Origin of the sequence: Flavobacterium sp. WC2409 (assembly GCF_041200085.1) — a bacterium.
Taxonomy (GTDB): domain Bacteria; phylum Bacteroidota; class Bacteroidia; order Flavobacteriales; family Flavobacteriaceae; genus Flavobacterium.
In genome coordinates, this window is sequence record NZ_CP165625.1 from 223475 (window position 1) to 243894 (window position 20420).

Annotated in this window: 18 protein-coding genes; 12 read left to right on the forward strand and 6 right to left on the reverse strand. The window is 33.7% G+C overall.

What is annotated here, in order from left to right; all coding sequences use genetic code 11:
- Nucleotides 1-2: 2 nt before the first annotated feature.
- Nucleotides 3-242: a hypothetical protein gene (locus AB3G34_RS00970; protein ID WP_369753161.1), complete on the forward strand. Its 240-nt coding sequence runs from the start codon at nucleotides 3-5 to the stop codon at nucleotides 240-242.
- 727 nt (nucleotides 243-969) lie between these two features.
- Here AB3G34_RS00970 and AB3G34_RS00975 read toward each other — a convergent pair.
- Nucleotides 970-1365 carry a hypothetical protein gene (locus AB3G34_RS00975; protein WP_369753162.1) on the reverse strand — a complete coding sequence of 132 codons (396 nt, stop codon included), beginning with the start codon at nucleotides 1363-1365 and terminating at the stop codon, nucleotides 970-972.
- A 134-nt stretch (nucleotides 1366-1499) separates the two neighbouring features.
- Nucleotides 1500-1670, reverse strand: coding sequence for a hypothetical protein (locus AB3G34_RS00980; RefSeq protein ID WP_369753163.1), 171 nt, complete (start codon nucleotides 1668-1670; stop codon nucleotides 1500-1502).
- A 151-nt stretch (nucleotides 1671-1821) separates the two neighbouring features.
- Here AB3G34_RS00980 and AB3G34_RS00985 point away from each other — a divergent pair, with 151 nt between their 5' ends.
- Together AB3G34_RS00985 and AB3G34_RS00990 are read left to right on the forward strand one after the other, a co-directional pair.
- The gene (locus AB3G34_RS00985; protein WP_369753164.1) at nucleotides 1822-2205 is read left to right on the forward strand and encodes a hypothetical protein; all 384 of its coding nucleotides are present in this window, start codon (nucleotides 1822-1824) and stop codon (nucleotides 2203-2205) included.
- 53 nt (nucleotides 2206-2258) lie between these two features.
- Nucleotides 2259-3179 carry a helix-turn-helix domain-containing protein gene (locus AB3G34_RS00990; protein ID WP_369753165.1) on the forward strand — a complete coding sequence of 307 codons (921 nt, stop codon included), beginning with the start codon at nucleotides 2259-2261 and terminating at the stop codon, nucleotides 3177-3179.
- 295 nt (nucleotides 3180-3474) lie between these two features.
- Here AB3G34_RS00990 and AB3G34_RS00995 read toward each other — a convergent pair whose 3' ends face one another.
- Genes AB3G34_RS00995 through AB3G34_RS01005 form a run of 3 tightly spaced genes read right to left on the reverse strand, consistent with a single transcriptional unit; the run spans nucleotide 3475 to nucleotide 10548 of the window.
- Nucleotides 3475-6099 carry a prolyl oligopeptidase family serine peptidase gene (locus AB3G34_RS00995; RefSeq protein ID WP_369753166.1) on the reverse strand — a complete coding sequence of 875 codons (2625 nt, stop codon included), beginning with the start codon at nucleotides 6097-6099 and terminating at the stop codon, nucleotides 3475-3477.
- 1 nt (nucleotide 6100) lies between these two features.
- The gene (locus tag AB3G34_RS01000; protein WP_369753167.1) at nucleotides 6101-7492 is read right to left on the reverse strand and encodes a RagB/SusD family nutrient uptake outer membrane protein; all 1392 of its coding nucleotides are present in this window, start codon (nucleotides 7490-7492) and stop codon (nucleotides 6101-6103) included.
- Nucleotides 7493-7512: 20 nt separating this feature from the next.
- A complete protein-coding gene (locus tag AB3G34_RS01005; RefSeq protein ID WP_369753168.1) occupies nucleotides 7513-10548 on the reverse strand; it encodes a SusC/RagA family TonB-linked outer membrane protein in 3036 nt (1011 codons plus the stop codon).
- A gap of 700 nt (nucleotides 10549-11248) precedes the next feature.
- Here AB3G34_RS01005 and AB3G34_RS01010 point away from each other — a divergent pair.
- The 3 genes from AB3G34_RS01010 (at nucleotide 11249) to AB3G34_RS01020 (ending at nucleotide 12500) form a co-directional block, all read left to right on the forward strand.
- Complete coding sequence (locus tag AB3G34_RS01010; RefSeq protein WP_369753169.1) at nucleotides 11249-11470, forward strand: helix-turn-helix domain-containing protein; 222 nt, start codon at nucleotides 11249-11251, stop codon at nucleotides 11468-11470.
- A 393-nt stretch (nucleotides 11471-11863) separates the two neighbouring features.
- Complete coding sequence (locus tag AB3G34_RS01015) at nucleotides 11864-12013, forward strand: hypothetical protein (RefSeq protein ID WP_369753170.1); 150 nt, start codon at nucleotides 11864-11866, stop codon at nucleotides 12011-12013.
- A complete protein-coding gene (locus AB3G34_RS01020) occupies nucleotides 11997-12500 on the forward strand; it encodes a DUF6169 family protein (protein ID WP_369753171.1) in 504 nt (167 codons plus the stop codon). The genes AB3G34_RS01015 and AB3G34_RS01020 overlap by 17 nt, the downstream gene beginning before the upstream one ends.
- A gap of 466 nt (nucleotides 12501-12966) precedes the next feature.
- On the opposite strand, the gene AB3G34_RS01025 is transcribed toward AB3G34_RS01020, so the two are convergent.
- A protein-coding gene (locus tag AB3G34_RS01025; RefSeq protein WP_369753172.1) for an IS3 family transposase occupies nucleotides 12967-14129 on the reverse strand; the annotation gives its coding sequence in 2 pieces (ribosomal slippage) (nucleotides 12967-13889 and nucleotides 13889-14129; 1164 coding nt in all).
- 1208 nt (nucleotides 14130-15337) lie between these two features.
- On the opposite strand from AB3G34_RS01025, the gene AB3G34_RS01030 reads away from it, so the two are divergent.
- The 6 genes from AB3G34_RS01030 (at nucleotide 15338) to AB3G34_RS01055 (ending at nucleotide 20391) form a co-directional block, all read left to right on the forward strand.
- Nucleotides 15338-16207, forward strand: coding sequence for an ABC transporter permease (locus tag AB3G34_RS01030; RefSeq protein ID WP_369753173.1), 870 nt, complete (start codon nucleotides 15338-15340; stop codon nucleotides 16205-16207).
- 93 nt (nucleotides 16208-16300) lie between these two features.
- Nucleotides 16301-16939, forward strand: coding sequence for a CmcI family methyltransferase (locus AB3G34_RS01035; protein WP_369753174.1), 639 nt, complete (start codon nucleotides 16301-16303; stop codon nucleotides 16937-16939).
- Nucleotides 16936-17667: a class I SAM-dependent methyltransferase gene (locus AB3G34_RS01040; RefSeq protein WP_369753175.1), complete on the forward strand. Its 732-nt coding sequence runs from the start codon at nucleotides 16936-16938 to the stop codon at nucleotides 17665-17667. Before AB3G34_RS01035 ends, AB3G34_RS01040 begins: the two co-directional genes overlap by 4 nt.
- Entirely contained in the window at nucleotides 17660-18625 is a 966-nt protein-coding gene (locus tag AB3G34_RS01045; RefSeq protein WP_369753176.1) for a glycosyltransferase family 2 protein, read from the forward strand. The genes AB3G34_RS01040 and AB3G34_RS01045 overlap by 8 nt, the downstream gene beginning before the upstream one ends.
- Nucleotides 18626-18819: 194 nt before the next feature.
- Nucleotides 18820-18963, forward strand: a complete 144-nt coding sequence (locus AB3G34_RS01050) for a hypothetical protein (RefSeq protein WP_369753177.1) — start codon at nucleotides 18820-18822, stop codon at nucleotides 18961-18963.
- 384 nt (nucleotides 18964-19347) lie between these two features.
- Nucleotides 19348-20391, forward strand: coding sequence for a glycosyltransferase family 2 protein (locus AB3G34_RS01055; RefSeq protein ID WP_369753178.1), 1044 nt, complete (start codon nucleotides 19348-19350; stop codon nucleotides 20389-20391).
- Nucleotides 20392-20420 lie beyond the last annotated feature (29 nt).

The window sequence follows — 20420 nt, forward strand, 5'->3', positions numbered from 1 at the left end:
TTATGAATATAGTAAATAGAGCAAAAGCTCCAACGCCAAAATTTTTTAAAGACCTTCGTACTATAGGATTGGTTTTGGCTGCTTTAGGGAGTGTTATCATTAGCGCGCCTGTTGCCTTGCCTGTTGTTATTGGTTCGATTGGAGGGTACCTGGCTGTAGCCGGAGGTGTGCTGTCAGCAGTAAGTCAACTTACTACCTTTTATGGAGATGTTCCTTATCCTGATGAAGATGATAACGAGTAATCGTACGCTGATGGGTACGGCAGGAGGCACCTTCTTGAGTGTTGTTCCGAATTTGCATTCGGAGGATGTTTTGAAAACTGTTTTATTGGCTGCTGTTGGAGCGATAGTCAGTTTTGGAATATCGATGGTACTTAAATTTATAATAAAGAAGTACCAGAAATAGTTTTAATTTGGTTTTTATAACTGAAAGTTAAAACTGAACGAAAGCCCAAACCGAAAGGAATGGGCTTTTTTTGTTTATCGAGAATCGAGAATCGAAAATCGTTGCTCGTTGTTCGTTGCTTGATTTTTATTGTTATGAAAGAATTACGGGTGTACTACTGTTAATTTTTTTCTTGTTTAAAAAGATAAAGGAGGAGGAGTGAAAAATGTTTTATTAAGTAATTTGTCATCTCGACAAAGGAGAGATCACACAAGTAGGAGCAGGTAATTCTGGTAAAGCAGAAATGTTTTTATTTAACGTGATTTTTACTTTGAAGGGTGTTCTTTTCTTTTGCCTTGATGCAAAAGAAACAAAAGATCAAGCCTGAAAATAAAAAGCTTGAAAACTACCTTGAAGCGCCGTTCCACAGCCCGAGCCGTTCGTCCTTCGTCCTCAACTCGCGGACTGTTGCCACTTTACTTCATCGTTGTTTTCTTACGCTTTTTCTTTAAGGGCGTTTTGAGAAGGTTTTAATTGAACGTATACTTTTCTTATTGGTGTTTTTTATTAAAGATTTTTTTTGGTTTACTCTTTTTTGAACTGGTTCTGGTCTTCTGAAAAATTAAATAGAATTACCATGCTGCCTTTGAATGGATTGAATGAGGGTTCGTATTTAATATATCCTTTTTCGTTTAGCTCTTTCATGCATTTGTGATAGGTTGCTTTTGAGTAAATCTTACTTATTAGCATCACTTCCTCTCTGGATATGCTTATAGGATTTTGAAAATGGTTTACATTCCAGTATTGGAATAATGCAATATAAAGGCTTATATGAGTTGGGTTGAGGTTCTGGTCTTGTATGGTACGATCAAAAAAACCAGTGAGGTGTTTTATGTAATTCATGTTAGAAATAAATGGGTGGTAATGAAAAAGAATGCTTTGTTCGGTTAAAACTCTTTCTCTTTCTTTGATGTCGTGCAAATGGAACTTTATTAATCATTTTATATGTGTTTTAGTTATCTATTGGTTCTTCATTCAATCAATTTCCTAGTAGTTCGATATCAAAAAATTGTCGTACCGAAATGAACATATCCTGTCCCATGATTCACATGGTTTTAGCTATTAATACTTTCACTTCTAAATAAATGTGAATCTCCTTCTTTTTTAGTTACTGATAATACCTCATCCACTGTTTCGATGAAGTTAATGTGTTTGATTTTGCCATTCGTTAGTTGTTTTAAATATAGATTTCTAAAATTCACCATAAAAAATGAAAGTTTTTTCATGTTATTCTATAATACTCCCAATATGACAAGTTATATTCCCGAATTGACAACAAATACATCAAAAAAAGATAAATAATACTAAAATAATAACTGATGTAATTGTAAATGTTTCTATTTTTGTTAAAATACTATTCTAATAAATTTATAGAACATGATTGCAGCCCATGATCTTTATGAGAATAACTATGCTCGATTTTGGATTATCGATGGCATTCTCTATTTTAAGTATAAGCCTAATACTACTATTAATATCAAAGTAGCTCAAAGTGTTGTGACTGATCGAATTTATTTTCAAAACGAAAAGTCTTATCCTATTTTGTGTGATGTTCGAGGTGTTGTAGGGACGGAGAAAGCAGGAAGGGATTATTTGGCTCAATCAGGTTCCGTATTGGCACAAGCCGTTGGTCTTATTGTGCACGAGAAAGTATTGTTGACAATTAGCAATTTTTACTTGCAGATTAGTAAGCCCTCTGTACCAACCCAAATATTTACTAAAGAAGAAGACGCTTTGATTTATTTGAACGGTTTTATATAGGATATCCTTTTTAGATTAAAGAAGAAATAGTATGGGGGAAAGGTAGAAATTAAATGGAAAGACCACATGACCAAAAACGTATTGTTACCATGCATCAGATGTTATTTGAAATGGCTCGTGGCAATTTTAATAGCCGTATTCCTTTAAGTACTTATGATGACGAATTAGAAACTCTCGTCGTCTTAATTAATATGGTTGCCGAAGAAATGAAAGAGTCTGTTTTTCATGTTGGTTATGTTAATACTCATAAGACCAATCAATTTGTAGCCCAAACCACTTTTGTTATAGACCCCTCTTTTGTAATCCAAAGTTTTACTTCAGAAGTTACTTCCTTTTTAGGTTATTCAGAATCTGAGTTGCTAGGCCAATCTATTGCTGGTATTTTAGCATCATCAGCTATGGGTGAACTTCAAAAAGTACTAGATGAGAGTAATTCAATATCAGCTACTATTACATTAGATTTTATACCAAAAGAGCATTTGCCAGTTTCTGTTTGTTGTAGTATTGGAAAATTAATCAATCGGTCGGAAATTATAATAAATCTAGTTACTCCTGTTCGTAAAGATTTTTATAATTCTATTGGTAGTCAAAATGATTGCGATAGACAAATGAAAAGCCGGAAAGTAAATGCGCATTTAATTCAGAAACTCTATGATTATATATTAGCACATCTTGAAGAACCTTTACCATCCTTAAAAGTGTTATCAAGTAAATTTGGCACTAATGAACATATGTTAAAAGACGGTTTTCGTCATTTTTTTAAGACCAGCATTTATCAGTTTTATAATGATGAACGATTGAAAAGAGCTTATTTCATGATCGAACATACTGCAATACCTTTGAAAAATATATCAAAGATGAATGGTTTTAATAATTATCCCAATTTCTCTAAATCGTTTAAAAAACAATTTGGTTTTTCGCCTTATGAATTGAAGCGGAATAAAACCGATTTTACATTTCAACCGGAAGATTGAATTTAAGTAATTTGCTTAATCGGAATTGGCTGTTTTTTATTCAAATAATGATCTAATCGGATACCTTTGACGCAATATTCCCCGAGCTTATGTCGTAATTTTAGTCATTTATAAAATCGCAATGCCGAACTTGAAAATTTCAGGTTCGGCATTGTTTCGTTCTCTCCCCGACCTTTCAATAGTAGGGGTGAGGAAGTGCATATCTCATTTTCGTTTTGCCCCGTCCCTAAAGGGAATCGAAAATTTGGAGTTTTTCATTCTAAAAAAGATGAAATTAGTACAAGCAATCCGTAGTTTAGATTTTTTTTGTGGAAAAAGGGATTCCTTTAAGATAATAATCAAACCATTCTTTTACTCTTGTATCAAGGTCTATTTGTGATTCGGGTTTGCCAATGGCATGGCCTTGGCCTGGATATACCAGAAACGTATGTGGTTTTTGCAGTCTTTGTAAGGCTAAATGTAGTTCGATGCTTTGCGTCCAATTCACGTTAGGGTCTTGCTGGCCTGTCCAAATCAACACTGGTGTATTTATGGAGGAAGCGTGTGCTATAGGTGAGTTTTCAATATATCCTTTGTAATTGTCAAACAAAGAGGCACCCATTCGCAATTGTGCGGATTCATAGCGCCACATATTGGAGCGCTCGCCACTGGATTCCATACTCAGGTAATTGCTGACTAGATCTGTACAGGCGGCACCCACGACTGCTGTTGCAAACCGATTAGTTTGTGAAATAATATAGGCAGTTTCATAACCACCAAAGGAACCGCCTATCAAACCAATGTGATTGGATTCTACGATGCCCTTCGCTAGAACAGTATCAATAGCTTCTTGTACGCATGAAACGGCAGATTGTCCTGGTGTTCCTACTTCATAGGCAATGTCTGGATAGAATACTAAATAGTCATCGAATGTATAATTAGTTGGATTAAACCCATCCGAATTGTATTGTGTAGGATTAATATAATGATGCATCATCCCGGATTGTCTTTCGTATAGGTGAACAATCATTGGATATTTTTTAGTAGATTGAAAACCTGCGGGATAAAATAAGACCCCTTTCAAGGGTTGGCCTTTTTGGTTTGTATAAGAAATCAGTTCAGCATGTCCACAGAAGAATTTATCCTGCTGCGGATTGGTTTTCAATACCAGCTGCTCTTTTTTCATGGTTTTGCTCCAAAGCTGTAATTTTGGTGAACTCTCAAACGACTCTTCTTTATATAGATATTTTTTAGTTTGCATTGCCTTTTTAAGCATGCTGATTCTTGCCTTTTTATATACCATCACATTGCACTGACCATTGCTTTCCAAGTAATAATATCCTGAGGCTTTATTATCACCCATGGCCTCAAGTACCGTTCCATTAGTAAAGTTAAAAGTGCGGGTAGGTAAATTAGATGAGGTATTGATGATGTCATTTTCATTTTGGTAGATTCTGAAACGAATTTTTTGCTCCCGACCTTGTGTTAGTCTTTTGGCGTTTTTTCCATCTGGAGTTACTGTCCAAATATCATACTGGTCGTACACAATAAGCTTACCGTCCTGTGTCCAACCCGGACTACCATAAGGCGGCGTTGCTCCAGGCTGATCGAATTCCAAGTTATAAACGGCTGAGGGAATTAGTGTTGTAACATTGGTCTGTTTTTCCAATATTGGATCGTATATCCACCATTTTTTATCTTTAAAATAATTGATATACCTGCCCTGTGGTGCTGCTCCTATATTTCCAATGGAATGGAGCTGTTTCTTTACTACTAAACTGCTTTTTCCTGTATTTAAATCGGTCAGGTAGAAGTCGGGTATTGCCTCAAATTCATACTGAGGTTCATAGGCCCCGTTATTAAAGGTCAATGCATAGTTTTGATTGCCAGTTAACAATACGTTTGGCAAATCATCTGTTCCTATTTGGACTATTTTATTTTCCTCTGGCCACCATACTGCCAATTTAGGAATATGGGAAGGGTCTAACTGTTGTCCATGATGTACGACTGTTGTTACACTACTCCATATTTGTACTGTTTCGTTTTCTTCCTTTTGAGGAACTGCAGCAGCTAGGTTAAAGAATATTCGTTTGCCATCTTCTGAAATTTCAAGCGGCACGCGAGCAAAGGGAATTACAATATGTTTGTCTTTAAAGAGATCTGTCGACAATAATGGGTCTAAAACTACTATTTTTGGTTTTTGTTCTAATTGGGTTATGTAGTATAGCTTGTGGTTTTTTAGTTTCGCAGTTTCGTTATTAGATTCTTGTAAAAAGGAGAGTACATCGCCTTTATTATTCCACGTAAGGGATTTAAAATCCCCTTCTTTTTCTTGAACTAATGTCTCGCTATTAAAATTGCAACTCATTCGAATCAACTTCACTGTATTTTCTTTTGGTGTTACGTAGGCTAAAAGAGTACCATCCCCATTAAAACGATATTCTGAAACTCCATTGATCGTCTGTTCTTTACCCGTTTGTAAATGGAGTATTTGGAGAGACTCTTCCTTCTGTGATTCCTGTTTTGTTAGAACTATATACTTTCCTCCAGCTACAAACTCATATTTAGAAACGTTTTGAATCCATTGCAGTACAGCCGTTTTTAAGTTTAGTAATGCCATTCCTTTCTTTGAATCTTGCGCAATCCACCATTTACTGTCTGGACTAAAAAGACCATTTTCTGCAGTTGGAAAATACTTTTTCTTCGCAGTTTGCGTGTTTTGTACAAATAATGTGTCCTTCGATGACTGATAATTCAGCTTGTAACTTATCCAATTTCCATCTTCTGAAATTTTTTCATCTGAGAGGGTACTCCATAATGGATAGTCTGCGGGTTTAAGTTGCCTTTTTGAAAAGGATTGGCTCCAAGAAGAGCCAATCCCAAGTATCAAAAGGAGAAAAATCCAGTTCGTATTCCCTTTTAATTCCATCCTCTTTTTCATTTTAATATCCTGGATTTTGATGTAGGTTTTTGTTCAGTAGTAATTCTGTTTGAGGAATGGGTAACCATTTATCGGTACTTTTCCATCCGGGCTTTAAAGGACTTAAAATCCCATCTGCTTGTTCTGTTCTTTTTAAGTCAAACCAGCGTTGCCCTAATTCAATGAATAATTCAACCCTGCGTTCTTGTTGAATAGCCAGCAACACGTTTTGGGGAGTGTCGGCACTCGTATCTGCTAATCCTGCGCGGTTTCGAATTAGGTTTAAATCAGCTAAAGCACCAATCCAATTATTTTGATGAGCCCTAGCTTCTGCACGGATGAGGTATTGTTCTTCTAATCGCAATATAATTGCAAATTCCTGAGAGCTTCCTGTATTGGCGATTTGTTTGTATTTGTATGGGTAGTACCATGTTTGAGTACCGTCTGTCACATTCCCCAACCAATGTTGCTTTCTTTGATCTCCAGTTTCGAATGCGTTTAGTAAATGGGTACTTATAGCAGTAATTGGAGGAGGACCGCTGCTAAAAATAAAAGTATGCGCATCATGCGTGTTCAGCCCCGAAATACCTGGGTGCAATTGCCAAATTGTTGAGAGATTTTCCTTTTGAAACACCTTATCTAAATCCGCTTCCAACTGGTATGTATTCGTATTAATTACTTGGGAGGCTTCCTCTTCGGCTAGTTGCCAAGCTCCTCTGTACAGGTAGACTCGTGCTAGTAATGCTGTTGCCGTCCCTTTATTTGGTCGAATGCGCTCTGCAGTACCATAATTATCGGTTAATATGCTTTTGGATAGCATTAAGTCGGTTGTAATTTTATCATATACTTCGTCTTCGGACATTCTCGAAACGGTACTATTTTTTTTATAATCTGTTGTTTCGATATATGGAATGTCTCCAAATAGATTTAGTAGATAAAAGTGAATAAATGCTCTAAGAAACAAGCCTTCTCCTTTTAAGATATTACGTTGCTCTGAAGGAATTGCGGTTGATTTTTCAAGACCTTCCAAAAGCGCGTTTACTGCATAAATTTGACTGTAACTGCTATTCCATAAAGAACTAACCATAGGATTTGAAGGGAGCACGGTATGATTGTAAAAATCTTCTAAAGGCGCACTGGGACTTCCATAATAGGTTAATTCATCCGAATAGTTTCCCAGTCCATTTGAAAGTCCATCTTGGTTTCCAGAAAGTATGCCGTTTTCTCTTAGTTGTGAATAGCAATTTGAAAGTGCTGCATTTGCTGTTGTAACATCTTCGAACACTGCAGTACCAGTAAGCTGTGATTGTGGCAAATCTACCTCCGTAAAACTTTCGCAGCCATTCAGCCACAAGCAAAGGAGTACTATTAATGCTATTATTAGCATTGACTGTATTAATTTATAGTATTTCATATCGAGGTATTTATAGTTTTTTAAAAGCTAAGGTTTAGTCCAAAAGTAAATTGACGTAAAGGAGGGGAGTAGAAAGCGGATTGATTTTCAGGATCGGCACCTTTGTACTTGGTCCATGTGAGGAGGTTTTGTCCTTGTAAATAGATTTTTGCTGTCCCCCCTTTTGTAACTTCTTTTGGAATCGTATATGAAATACTGATGCTTTTCAATCGGATGTAGGAAGCGTCACTTATGGTTGCGTTACTGTTGCTGTATAAGAAATAGGCATCTAATGCTGGTGCATTAGCTCCTGTTGTATATTGCTGAATTTCGGCATCGGTACCATTTTGTGGCCAGTGATTCAAAACCGCTTGTGACTGATTAGAGAAATCTCCTATCCAAGAAGCCGTGTATAAGTAATTACGCCCTTTTTGTTTTACGCCCTGAAATAGAAAATCCAGTGCCCAATTTTTATAGCTGAGTTGGTTACCAAATCCTCCAAATAATTGAGGTGCTGTATCTTCAATCCATTGGCGGTCTTCTGGTCCCGTAATTTTTCCGTCACCATTGTAGTCCTCAAATTGATAAACACCTGTAACTGGATCAATTCCTGTGTAGTGGTATGTTTTTTGGATACTCAATGATTTACCTATTACCAGCGAATTGGCGTAAGTAGATCCTTCTAAATCAGGAAATTCTAAGAGTTTATTTTGAGGTAGTGTCAGGTTTAATGTAGTCGTCCAATTGAACGCCATCTTTCTAAAATTGACTGTTCGCAATTCCAGTTCTAAACCTGTATTTTGAACTGTTGCATTTAAATTAGCTTGTAAAGAAGAAAAACCTGTAGTTCCTGGTTGTGGCACACCCACAAGTTGACTAGAAGAACGGTTGCAAAAATAGGCTGTAGTTAAGAAAATACGATCGTTGAGAAAACCAAGGTCGATTGCGACTTCCTTTTTTTTATTGGTTTCCCAACCAAAGGAAGGATTGAAAAGACGAGTAGGTTTTATCCCAATAGTACCATTGTAATTGTTGCTAGTAATCTCATAAGTGTCTAAGAATTGGTAATCACCAATCTGGTCATTTCCACTGGTACCATAACTGATTCGTAATTTTCCGAAACTTAAGAAACTATTATTATTTATGAACGCCTCCTTTGAGAATATCCAGGCTGCACCTATAGCTCCGAAATTAGCAAAGCGATTGCCAGGGCCAAAACGACTGGAACCATCTCTTCTTCCTGTTAAGTTGATGATGTATTTACTTTTCCAGTTGTAATTCATTCTACCAAAGAATGCTTGGTATTTGTAAATGGTTAACTGATCGTCAGTAATTGTTAAATAGGAAGCTGCAGCTATATTGTGCAGTAAACTGTTACTTGCAAAACCTGATCCGATTTGTGCCAATTGTTGCCCGGTTTGCTTTTGAAAAGTTGTGCCTGCCAATAGCATTAATTCTGAATTGCCTACCGTTTTCTTCCAATTGATCTGAGGTTCAATAATCCATGAGCTACGTTTGGCATTGTTTATAATAAGCGTGGAAACTTCACTACCCAGTCCATACGCTGGATTGTACATGGTAGAAGGAAATGTCCGATTTTCGGAGATATGATAGTCTGTATATCCTAGATTTGTTTTTATTTCCAAGTTTTCTAGTATGTTGTACGAAAGAACAGTATTAGCAATTAGGTTGGTTGTGTTGGCTGCATATTTGCCTTCCAAATAGCTTAACGGATTGTTCCAGGTGCCATTTTCCCAATTTAAGTTTCCTAGGGCATCGTATAGAGCTGGGGCATTTGGCGCCAGAATTGTAGCTTGGTACATTAGATCGTTTGCGGGTAGGCTATTCTCATCAGTAGCATAATCTGCAGTAAAGCTTATTTTAAAACGATTGTCAATAGAGCGGTGCGTGAGGCTGTTGTGAAACGCCAATTTTTCATATTTTGCATCCCCAGGGAAAATGGTGGTTTCGTTACGGTAGGTGCCACTTAATAAAAATTGAGTTTCGGCATTTCCACCAGAGACCATAGTTTGAATATTGTTCGTATTTGCAGTACCTCCCAGTAATTCTTTTTGCCAATTGGTGTAGCGGTTTTGATCCCAAGTGCCATTTACATCATAGGCGTACCCTGGATAGTCTGTAATTCCGTCATTGGCAAAGGCTTCCCTACGCATGGATAAATATTGTGCTGTATTTAGTAAATTCATGGTACGAGTTAGTTTTCCAAAACTGGAATACGTATTCATATCGAATTTGGTTTTTCCTTGTTTTCCTTTTTTGGTCGTTATGAGCACGACACCGTTGGATCCTCTTGAACCGTAGATTGCGGTAGCATCAGCATCTTTTAGTACTTCCATACTCTCAATATCTGAGGGGTTAATATTGTTGAGAGGACTTGCTGATCCTGCCAAAATATTGCCTGATGTCATCACTGAGCCTAATGATTGCGAACTGTATGGTACTCCATCCACAATATATAGCGGCGCATTACCATCAGTGCGAATACTGTTTATCCCTCTGATCTGTATGTCAAAACCTCCACCAGGAGTTCCAGTGGCTTGTGTTATTGTTACGCCAGACATTCTTCCTTGCATTGCTGCTAACGGATTATTTATAGGTTGTTTTTCTATATCCTTTGCAGTGATTTTCGCAATACTTCCTGTGCGTTCACTTTCTTTAACGGAGTAGTAGCCTGCGTTGACACGGACTTCTTGCAAGGAGGTGATGTCCTCCAGTAATTGTATGTTGATAGTTGTACGACCGTTTATGAAAATTGTTGCCGTTTTGAATCCTATGAAAGTGACCACTAGCGTATCAATTGGGTTCGCTTTTATGGTGTATTTTCCATCAAAGTCAGAAATAACGGTTGATTTTGCTTTTCCTTTTATGGAAATAGTAACACCAGTTAAGGGGTTGGTTCCATCCGTAATGGTACCGTTTATTTGTATTTGTTGCGGTAAGGAGTGGTTTTGCCTCAGTAGCTTGTTGGCTAGAGCAGGGGTACAGGATAATGAGAACCCGATAATAATCAGGTGCCAAAAAGCCAATCCACCCTTGTAAAATGAAAAATTTTTCATAAGTTTATATTTATTGTTTTTTATCGGTCTTATGTAATTCGCAAATAGCTATTGATGCTTGCATCGTATTAGCGTTAGCTCATTTCATAATATTGGTTTAGTTAATTGAAACGTTAGTTTTGTTAGCGGTGGTCCTCTAGTATAGCTTGCCGGCGTGTTAGAGGGCCTTTTTTATTAGTCGAAAGACTAAAGTCTTAAAGTCGAGAGTTAGACGGATGACTAAAAGAGTGGATTTGATTTTCTTTTATTGCATAGGCATTTCATTTAAAATTTTTTAAATAAGAAAAGCTTACTGCCGTTGCCTGTTGCAGCCAAACGCAGGCAGTGCCTTTCCCAACTAATTCAATAATTATTGGTATTGCGAGACTAATAAGAAGAGGCAGTGCTAAGAATGGAAGTTGAGTTTTGCCTAAATAATTGGCATAAAAAATGGCATGGAACTCAGCTTACTGCACTAGAGGTATTGGCCATACCTTACCACAAATAAGTGAGTCCACGCCATGGGACGTGAGCATCGTACTTATCATCTCGTGGTAATTTGAAAAGGCCAATTTTCTAGTACGAGATTCAAAGCGAATGCTTCAAATATTTTATATGAAGAATCGCAAATATATTAATTCTAAAACAAATATAGGAAATGTTTTTCATATTCGGACAACTGTCCGATTAAATTTAATTTTTAACGGCTTATTTTGTTTTTATGGGTGATTTAAACAGGAAAATATGCGACTATGTTGCCACTGAGTGGATTGGTGAGACTCAGGCAAAAACTGAGTTTGCATTAAATCACAATATTGATGAAAAAACAGCCCGCAGAATTTATAATGATAAAAATTATACAATAACCTTATTTACTTTAAATAAAATTTGCGAGGCTAGAAATATAAAGCTTTCAGAGTTTTTTAAGTTATTGGATTTGTAAATTTAAAATAGAAAGAAAAAGATGCTTATGCATTTTTTTCTGTTTTAAACCTAAACTGAAAACTTGTCAATTCGGGATTATTAGTTGTCAAAAAAGGAGTTTTTAATTTCCTGCTAAAAATGAAAATCCTATACCTTCTATATTTGAGGTATGGAATGGTATGAGATACTAATAGTGATTGTGATTATCCTACTGGGAGCCTATATAAGAGGGAAGATATATGAGTTTAGGAGGGATTATGATAAAAATGATAGTTGGAGGTAAAGAATTTTAATCGCCTGTATTTACTTGAAGTTAAGTGTTTTAAAATTTCGGATAACCTACTGATAGAAGTAATTTTGATAAAATTGCAGTAATCGAATAAAATAATTTTCATATATTTGCTGAGTAATTATGAAAACAAGAATATTAAATAAAGAAACTATAATAAAGTCTGTAGCCAAAATGGTTTCAGATAAAGAAATTGTACGTTCCTATTTGAAAGGAAAAACTCCTCTTAATACGTTAACAGAAAAAGGAATTAAGTTTGCAAAACCTTTATAATTACACCTTCGACGAAATTACTAGCACTTATAGTTTTACCACCAGAAATAATATTCAATATAGGATTGCTTTTTTAGTGGATGAAACTCTAAATTCGATTTCAACCAGTGAAGTGTTAATTGAAAATGTTTACCAAATTGTTATAGAGAAGGTTAGCGATGCACTCGAGCCATTCGACAACTTAGTGTCCAAAACTATTGAAAATATAATTTGTGCTTTTTTTTCTAATGTAAACAATTCACTAATTTATATTTGTTCAGACGATCAAGAAAAGGGAAAAATTCGTTTTAGTGTTTTTGACAGGTGGTATAGAAATAGCTCATTTAATCAATTTGTTACTAAAATTGATACTATTATATCTTTTGATTCTGAAGGAATAAATTATAATCTGTATACTTCATTTTTATATCATAATGATAATCCAAATATTGATTATATAGTAACTACTTACAATAACATTGAAAAAGTGTTAAATTCTGATAAATAAAATATAACTTGAACTTACGAAACAGTTTCCCTTTTACTTTTTCTTTGTTTTCTAATGCTTTTTATTTAATGGTGGTTTGGTTTGTCATCTCGACGAAGGAGAGATCACACAAGTAGGAACAGATGATTCTGGTAAGGAGTGATTTTTACTTTGAAGGGTGTTCTTTTCTTTTAGCTCACTGTACTTTTTTTGTTAGTGGTGTTCGCTGAATCTTCGATTTGCCTTGATGCAAAAGAAACAAAAATTATTCACGGGTTTATATTGTTTTTTTTGTATTCATGAATCTTCGATTTCAAGCCTGAAAATAAAAAGCTTGAAAACTACCTTGAAGCGCCGTTCCACAGCCCGAGCCGTTCGTCCTTCGTCCTCAACTCGCGGACTGTTGCCACTTCACTTCATCGTTGTTTTCTTACGCTTTTTCTTTAAGGGCGGTGTGAAATAACTACAAAATTTGTGACTAATTTACTCAAGCCGCTATTTTAAATAAACCTCTCAACTCTATTTCTTTTTGCAAGGGTGTTTTATAACCTAAACTAGAATGTAATCTTTGTGTATTGTACCACTGTATATAATCAGATGTACAATCATATAATTGCTGATATGTATTAAATTTATACCTATATAAACATTCATATTTTATTGTTTTAAAAAAACTTTCAGCTACAGCATTATCCCAACAATTTCCTTTTCTACTCATGCTTTGAGTAGTTTTAGTATTTTTATCTAATATTTGATTCATTTTTTTAGAAGCATATTGTACACCTCTATCAGAATGAAAGATATGATCTGGAGTTGTTTTTCTAGTATTCTTAGCTAATAACCAAGCTTTATAGATGGTGTTTTCAACTGTCATATCTTCGCTTAATGTCCATCCAATAATTTTTCTATCTGCGAGATCCATTATTGTTGTTAGGTAATTCCACTGGTCATTAACTCTAACATAAGTAATATCTGACACCCATTTTTGTCCTAATTGATTACTTGTAAAATCCCTATTTAGTATATTTTTTGCAATTGGATAAGTATGATTAGAATCTGTTGTAATAATAAATTTTCTTTTTAAAACACTTCTCAATCCTAGTTTTTTCATCAAAAACGCAATGTAAGAACGAGAATAATATAAATGACTTTGTTCTAACTTCTTTTGTATTCTATAACTACCATAAATCTCTTTGTTTTCATAAAATACCTGCTCAATTTTTTCCATTAAAACTAATGTGTCAGATTTTTTATAATCTAATAAAGAGCTTTTTAACCAATGATAATAAGCATTTTTACTGACTTTCATACAGTAACACATCTTCTCAACAGGATATTGATTCTTATTTTCAGAAATGAATTTATACCTTATCTGTCGTTCTTGGAAAAGATGCTCACCGCCTTTTTTAGAATATCTCGTTCTAATTTAACATCTTGAAGCTCTTTCTTTAGTTTCTTTAATTCGACTTCTACAGCAGATAGTTCAATTTTCTTAGAAAAATCTCCTGATTTCGAATCAAACTCTCTTCGCCACCTTCGTAGCATACTGTCATTTAAACCATATTCTTCACTAATCTCTTTTAGCGATTTACCAGACTTTAATAATTCTACAATCATAATTTTAAAGTCGTTTGCATAAACTTTTCCCATAATTCAAATATACTATTTATGGGCTTAATTATTTAGTCACAACAAAGATAGACACTCCAGTGTGAGGAGGTTGTAATTGAGCGTTTATTGGTTGATAGCTGTTTTTTTACTTTGAAGGGTGTTCTTTTCTTTTGCCTTGATGCAAAAGAAACAAAAGATCAAGCCTGAAAATAAAAAGCTTAAAAACTACCTTGAAGCGCCGTTCCACAGCCCGATCCGTTCGTCCTTCGTCCTCAACTCGCGGACTGTTACCACTTTACTTCATCGTTGTTTTCTTACACTTTTTATTTAAGGGCGGTGTGAGGAGGTTGTAATTGAACGTTTATTGGTTGCATGCAGTTTTTTTTATTTTTAAGTAAATCTTTTCTTTTGCCTTGATGCAAAAGAAACAAAAGATCAAGCCTGAAAATAAAAAGCTTGAAAACTAGCTCGAAGTTCCGTTACACAGCCCGAGCCGTTCGTCCTTCGTCCTCAACTCGCGGACTGTTGCCACTTCACTTCATCGTTGTTTTCTTACGCTTTTTCTTTAAGGGCGTTTTGAGAAGGTTTTAATTGTACGTATACTTTTCTTATTGGTGTTTTTTATATTAAATAATCTTTTCTTTTGCCTTGATGTAAAAGAAACAAAAGATCAAGCCTGAAAATTAAAAACTTAAAAACTACCTCTAAAACTATGTTCCGCAGCTCGAGCCGTTCGCCTTCTAGGCTCAACTCGCGGACTGTTACCACTTTACTTCATCGTTGTTTTCTTACGTTTTTTATTTAAGGGCGGGTTTAGGAGTTTTCAATTGTCAGTTATGAAAGATCAGGTTGAAAAAAGAAAAAACCATTTCTGATTTACGAAAGTTTTCTTTAATTTGTTAATTATTGCTATTATTTATAAAGGAATAGTATATTCGTAAAAAAACCACTCTTACTGCTAAATGGGCTTTGACTCATACTGTCAGTTAGAGCCGCGGAGCGCGTCTGGAAGTTTCGTTTTTTGCATTTATTATAATTTTTCACAGTCATTATGATGCAAATGCTATTCGAAAATAAATAAGTATAGAATGCTGTTTTTAAGGAAATAACACGTACAAAATATTTATATTTGTTCCGAAATGATGTAGTTTGTGGCTAATAAATAAAAGTCATTCTTCTCAGTCAACTGTCCCTAAGGATAGCTGTTTTTAAAATACACAACCAAAACTACGATTTAGCATAAACCAATGAATCAATCTGAACAGACGAATACCACCTGGTTATTTGAAATTACACCTAAAAACAAATTCTTCACGCTCAATCTTAAGGAAGTATGGCAGTATCGTGATTTGCTGCTACTTTTTGTAAAAAGAGATGTGGTTACGGTGTACAAACAAACCGTTTTAGGGCCACTTTGGTATTTAATACAACCATTGTTTACCTCTATTACGTTTACCATTATTTTTAACAATTTGGCGGGGATTGATACGGGTACCGTACCTCCTTTTCTGTTCAATTTAGCAGGTATTACGGTTTGGAATTATTTCACTGCCTGTCTTACGGGGACTTCGAACACTTTTGGTGCTAATGCAGGAATTTTTGGGAAAGTGTATTTCCCTCGAATTATTGTTCCTATGTCCATTGTAATTTCTAATTTATTGAAATTTGGGATTCAATTTTTAATATTTATCGCTTTTTATTTATACTATTATTTCCAAGGAGCGGCCATTAGTTTAAATGGGTTAAGTCTTTTGTTTCCATTCTTAATTGTAGTAATGGGTATCTTGGGTTTAGGCTTAGGCATGTTTATTTCTTCTTTGGTAACCAAATACAGAGACTTTAGTTACCTAATTGGTTTTGGGGTACAATTACTGATGTATGTATCAGCGGTAGTTTATCCTATGGCGTTGGTTGCAGCAAAAATGCCAGAGTATGCTTGGCTCGTTCAATATAATCCATTGGCTTATATCATTGAAACAACCCGTTATATGTTATTGAATGTTGGACATATTTCTATTTTAGGATTAGGCTATACGTTTGTGGTAACTGTAGTTGTTTTTTTAGTGGGTGTTTTAATTTTTAATAAGACCGAGAAGAGTTTTATTGATACGGTTTAATAAAAAATTTTAGAGTAATAGAGTAGTTTTTATTTGTATTTTCAATATTCTTCTACACAATGTACTTCAAACAAAAAATTAAATAAAAAACATATGTTTAATATAAAACGAGTGCCTACAGACGAAGAAGTAAAAGTTGATGTTCAGTCTATCTATGAAGGACATCATAAAGTTACATATAAAGGAATAAAAGCTATAAGATGCCCTTTTGATTATCTTATCTATCAAATGATAATCTACGAAGTGAAACCTGACTTGGTTATAGAAATTGGCACAAATATAGGAGGTGGATCACTATACATAGCAGATTTGTTAGATAGTTTAGGTAACGGAGTAGTACATACTATCGATATTTTAGACCAATCAGATTCGATAGTTAAAGAACATAAAAGGATAAAATTTTTTACAGAAGGTTGGGAAAATTATAATATCGAACTGACACAAGAATTCGAAACAATACTAATTATCGAAGATGCTTCACATATTTATAAAGACTCCATTGGAATCTTAAATAAATTTCATCAAATTGTTTCTAAAGATTCCTATTTCATTGTTGAAGACGGTATTATTAATAAATTAGGGTTAGAAAAAAAATATGATGGTGGTCCACTTAAAGCTATTCGAGAGTTTTTGCCTAACCATCCAGAATACATTGTAGATAGGAATTGGTGCGACATGTTTGGAAAAAACGCAACATTCAATGTCAATGGTTATTTGAAAAAGATAAAATGAAAAGAATTACAAAAGGAGTACTAAGAAGAATTAAATCTATTTTTCGTAAAAAAAAAGAGGTTTATGATTTTAATAAGTCTAATCCTCTCGGAGGAAATGGAGAGAGAGTTGATATACAATTGCAAAAAATTTTCGAATTTCAGAAATTGGACATGTATCAAAAGAGCCATTTTAAGCGGTATGAATTTGCTAAGAAAATAATTACTGAGGATAGTATTTGTGGTGATTTTGCTTGTGGAACGGGATATGGCTCAGTTTTAATCTCAGATAAAGCAAGTAAAGTTATTGGAGCCGACATAGATGAAGAAGTAATTACGGCTATAAAAGAACGGTATAAGGAAAAAACTAATATTACTTTTTTAAATGAAAATTTATTGAATCTTAAGTTTGATGAATTATTAGATACAATTATATCTTTTGAAACTATTGAACATTTTACTGAAGAGGATATTAAATTGCTGTTAAAAATATTTGCTAAATTCTTGAAAGAGAATGGACAGTTAATTTTTTCAACACCATATAAACAAGAAAGAAGTGAAGGGGCGATTAAACTTGGTTTTCATTTAACATTTTATATTGATGAAAATAAAATTAATGAATGGTTAAATGAAGCAGGATTCAAAACAGAAAGTATTAAATATCAAAACTATGATACGCATAACATACAAAATGATTTAGAAAAAAAAGATTTTATTATCTGCGTAGCACGAAAAATCACCGATGGTTAAAGTATCTATTTGCATTCCGACATATAATCAAGTTAAGTATTTAAAAAGAACAATAGATTCCGTTTTAAATCAAACCTATACTGATTATGAAATAATCATTACAGATGATTCCCCTACAAGTATTGTTTTTGATTTAGTGCAAGAATATCAATTGGAAGGGAAAATCCAGTATTACAAAAATGAAGTTCCATTAGGAAGTCCTGAAAATTGGAATGAGGCAATTAGAAAAGCTAAAGGGGAATATATTAAAATAATGCATCATGATGATTGGTTTACGTATTCCAATAGTTTGGGAATTTTTGTGGATTTGATGGAAAACAATAGCGATGTAACAATTGGTGTTGTAAGTTCAAGAAATGTAAATCTAATAGATAATTCAACAATTAATATCAATACACCTACCGAAAGCTGGATTAGACAAATAGAAAAAGAGCCAGTAGAATTAATTTGTGGAAATTTTATCGGTTCGCCAAGTGCTGTTATATATAAAAAAACTTTGGGTTTTCATTATGATAAAAATCTGAAATGGTTTGTTGATGTTGAATTTTATTCAAATCTTCTAAATAATAATAATAATAATAATAATAATAATAATAATAAAATTGCATTAAATAGTTTAGATGCTATAAGTATAGGTGTTGGGGAACTTCAAATTTCTAGGGAATGTGAAAATAATGGATTTGTAAACATATTTGAGTTTTTTTATTTTTTAAATAAATGGAATATTAATATTCTTGAATCCAATAAAAATATTCTAAACACAGCATTAAATATATGTTCAAAATTTAATTGTAAAAAAATTGAAGACATAAGAGCTTTTGGTTATAAAGATATTTTGCCATCTGATATAGAAAATGTTTTCAAATTAAATAGGAAAAATAAAAAAAGTAGGATAATGTTGTTGTTAGATAAAATAAAGAACTTGATTAAAATAACACTTAAACCATTTGTACCCTAAATTATTTGGAGAATCGAAGAAATTAATTATTCTAAAGCAACTTATAGAAATAATAGAATATTGGGAAAAAAATGGTCGTCCTACCCAACCTTATCATATATTAAAACAAAATATCGAAGAAAATATGGCTATTCGACTTTAGTTTAAACAGGAACGTACTTTTGGGCAATGGTAGAGGCAGTAGACAAAAATTAATGAAATTTTATCTGTTAAATTATTTGAAAAATCAAAAAAATATTAGAAAATATAAAAAAGACAGCAATATTCAGGTTGGATGGGATTATTCGGATGTTAAAAAAGCAAAAGGACAAAAAGTGTATACTATATTTGAAGAGTAGGATTCAATTTTTATTAGTTAACGATTTAACTACATTTTATTAATTGATTTTGAAAGGCAGTTCATTTGAGCCCGGTATTATCCTATATTTGAAGAGTTAATAGAATATATCAGAAATAACAATAAAAAATTTGAATTTCTTGTAAAACATGATCTTATATGATATGTTTTTAATGAGTTATTATTGATATGATAAACTTTTAATTTTTGTAATAAAAAGTTTTTGGAAAAAATAAATGATAATTGTTAAACTTCACGGCGCTTCAGGTAATCAAATGATTAAATACGCATTTGTAATCGTCAATTCATTAATAACTCACAATTATAAATTGACTCAAATATATTTGAACGTGCTAAAATCCACTAAAGATTTAATTTCAAACCAATGAATTTGATTGTGAGCGCAGTACCTACTGTAACCGTATTAATGCCAGTCTACAATTGCGAATTGTACATTAAAGAAGCGATAGATAGCATACTGAGTCAAACATTTTCTGATTTTGAGTTTTTAATCATTGATGATGCATCTGCAGACGGGACTGTTTCAATAATAAAAAGTTATATTGATTCCAGAATTAAATTAATTGAAAAACCATTAAATACTGGTTTGATAAATAGTTTAAATTTAGGATTGCAAATGGCAAAAGGCATCTATATTGCCCGAATGGACGGCGATGACATCAGTCTTCCAAATCGTTTTGCTAAGCAAGTTGCTTTTTTAGATGCGAATCAAGATATAACAGTTTGTGGGTCATGGTATACTGTCATAGGGACAGATACAATTATACAACTTCCGGAGCATCATGATGCCATTAAATTAGCCTTTTTAAAGGGAAATTGTATGGCACATTCATCTATAATGATGCGAAATCAATCAAAGGATGCGTTACCTATTGTGTATGATTCATCAAAGGAAACAGTAGAAGATTTTGATTTATGGGTTCGATTAGCCTTGCAAGGAAGTTTGTTACATAATTTGCAAGAAGTTTTATTCCAGTATCGCATGCACAATTCTCAAATATCGAGCCGACAAAATTTGAAGCAAATGGACAGTGTCTTAGAGATCAAGCATACTGTTTTTAATAGTTTAGAACTAAATTTGTTGCCACAGGAAAAATTGGTGTTAGATAAAGTGATTAATAATGGATTAGGTATTCATTATAATGATATTGCAATTTTTAGAAAATTGCAAATAAAATTATTAGACTCTAATATAAAAAATTTATTTGAGCCTGTGGGGTTTAAAAAAGAAATAGTAGATTTGGAAAAATTGGTAGTCAAGCGGTGTTTCATAACTAAACCCAATTATCAACCTAAAACTTATTTCAATTATTTAAAAGTTAAACCCGGCCTGAATTTCAAATTAACAATTTTTGAAGAAATCAAATTAATTGCTAAATCGTTTATTTTTTTTCAAACCAAAAAATAAATAGTAATGAGCGACCGTTACTTTTACCC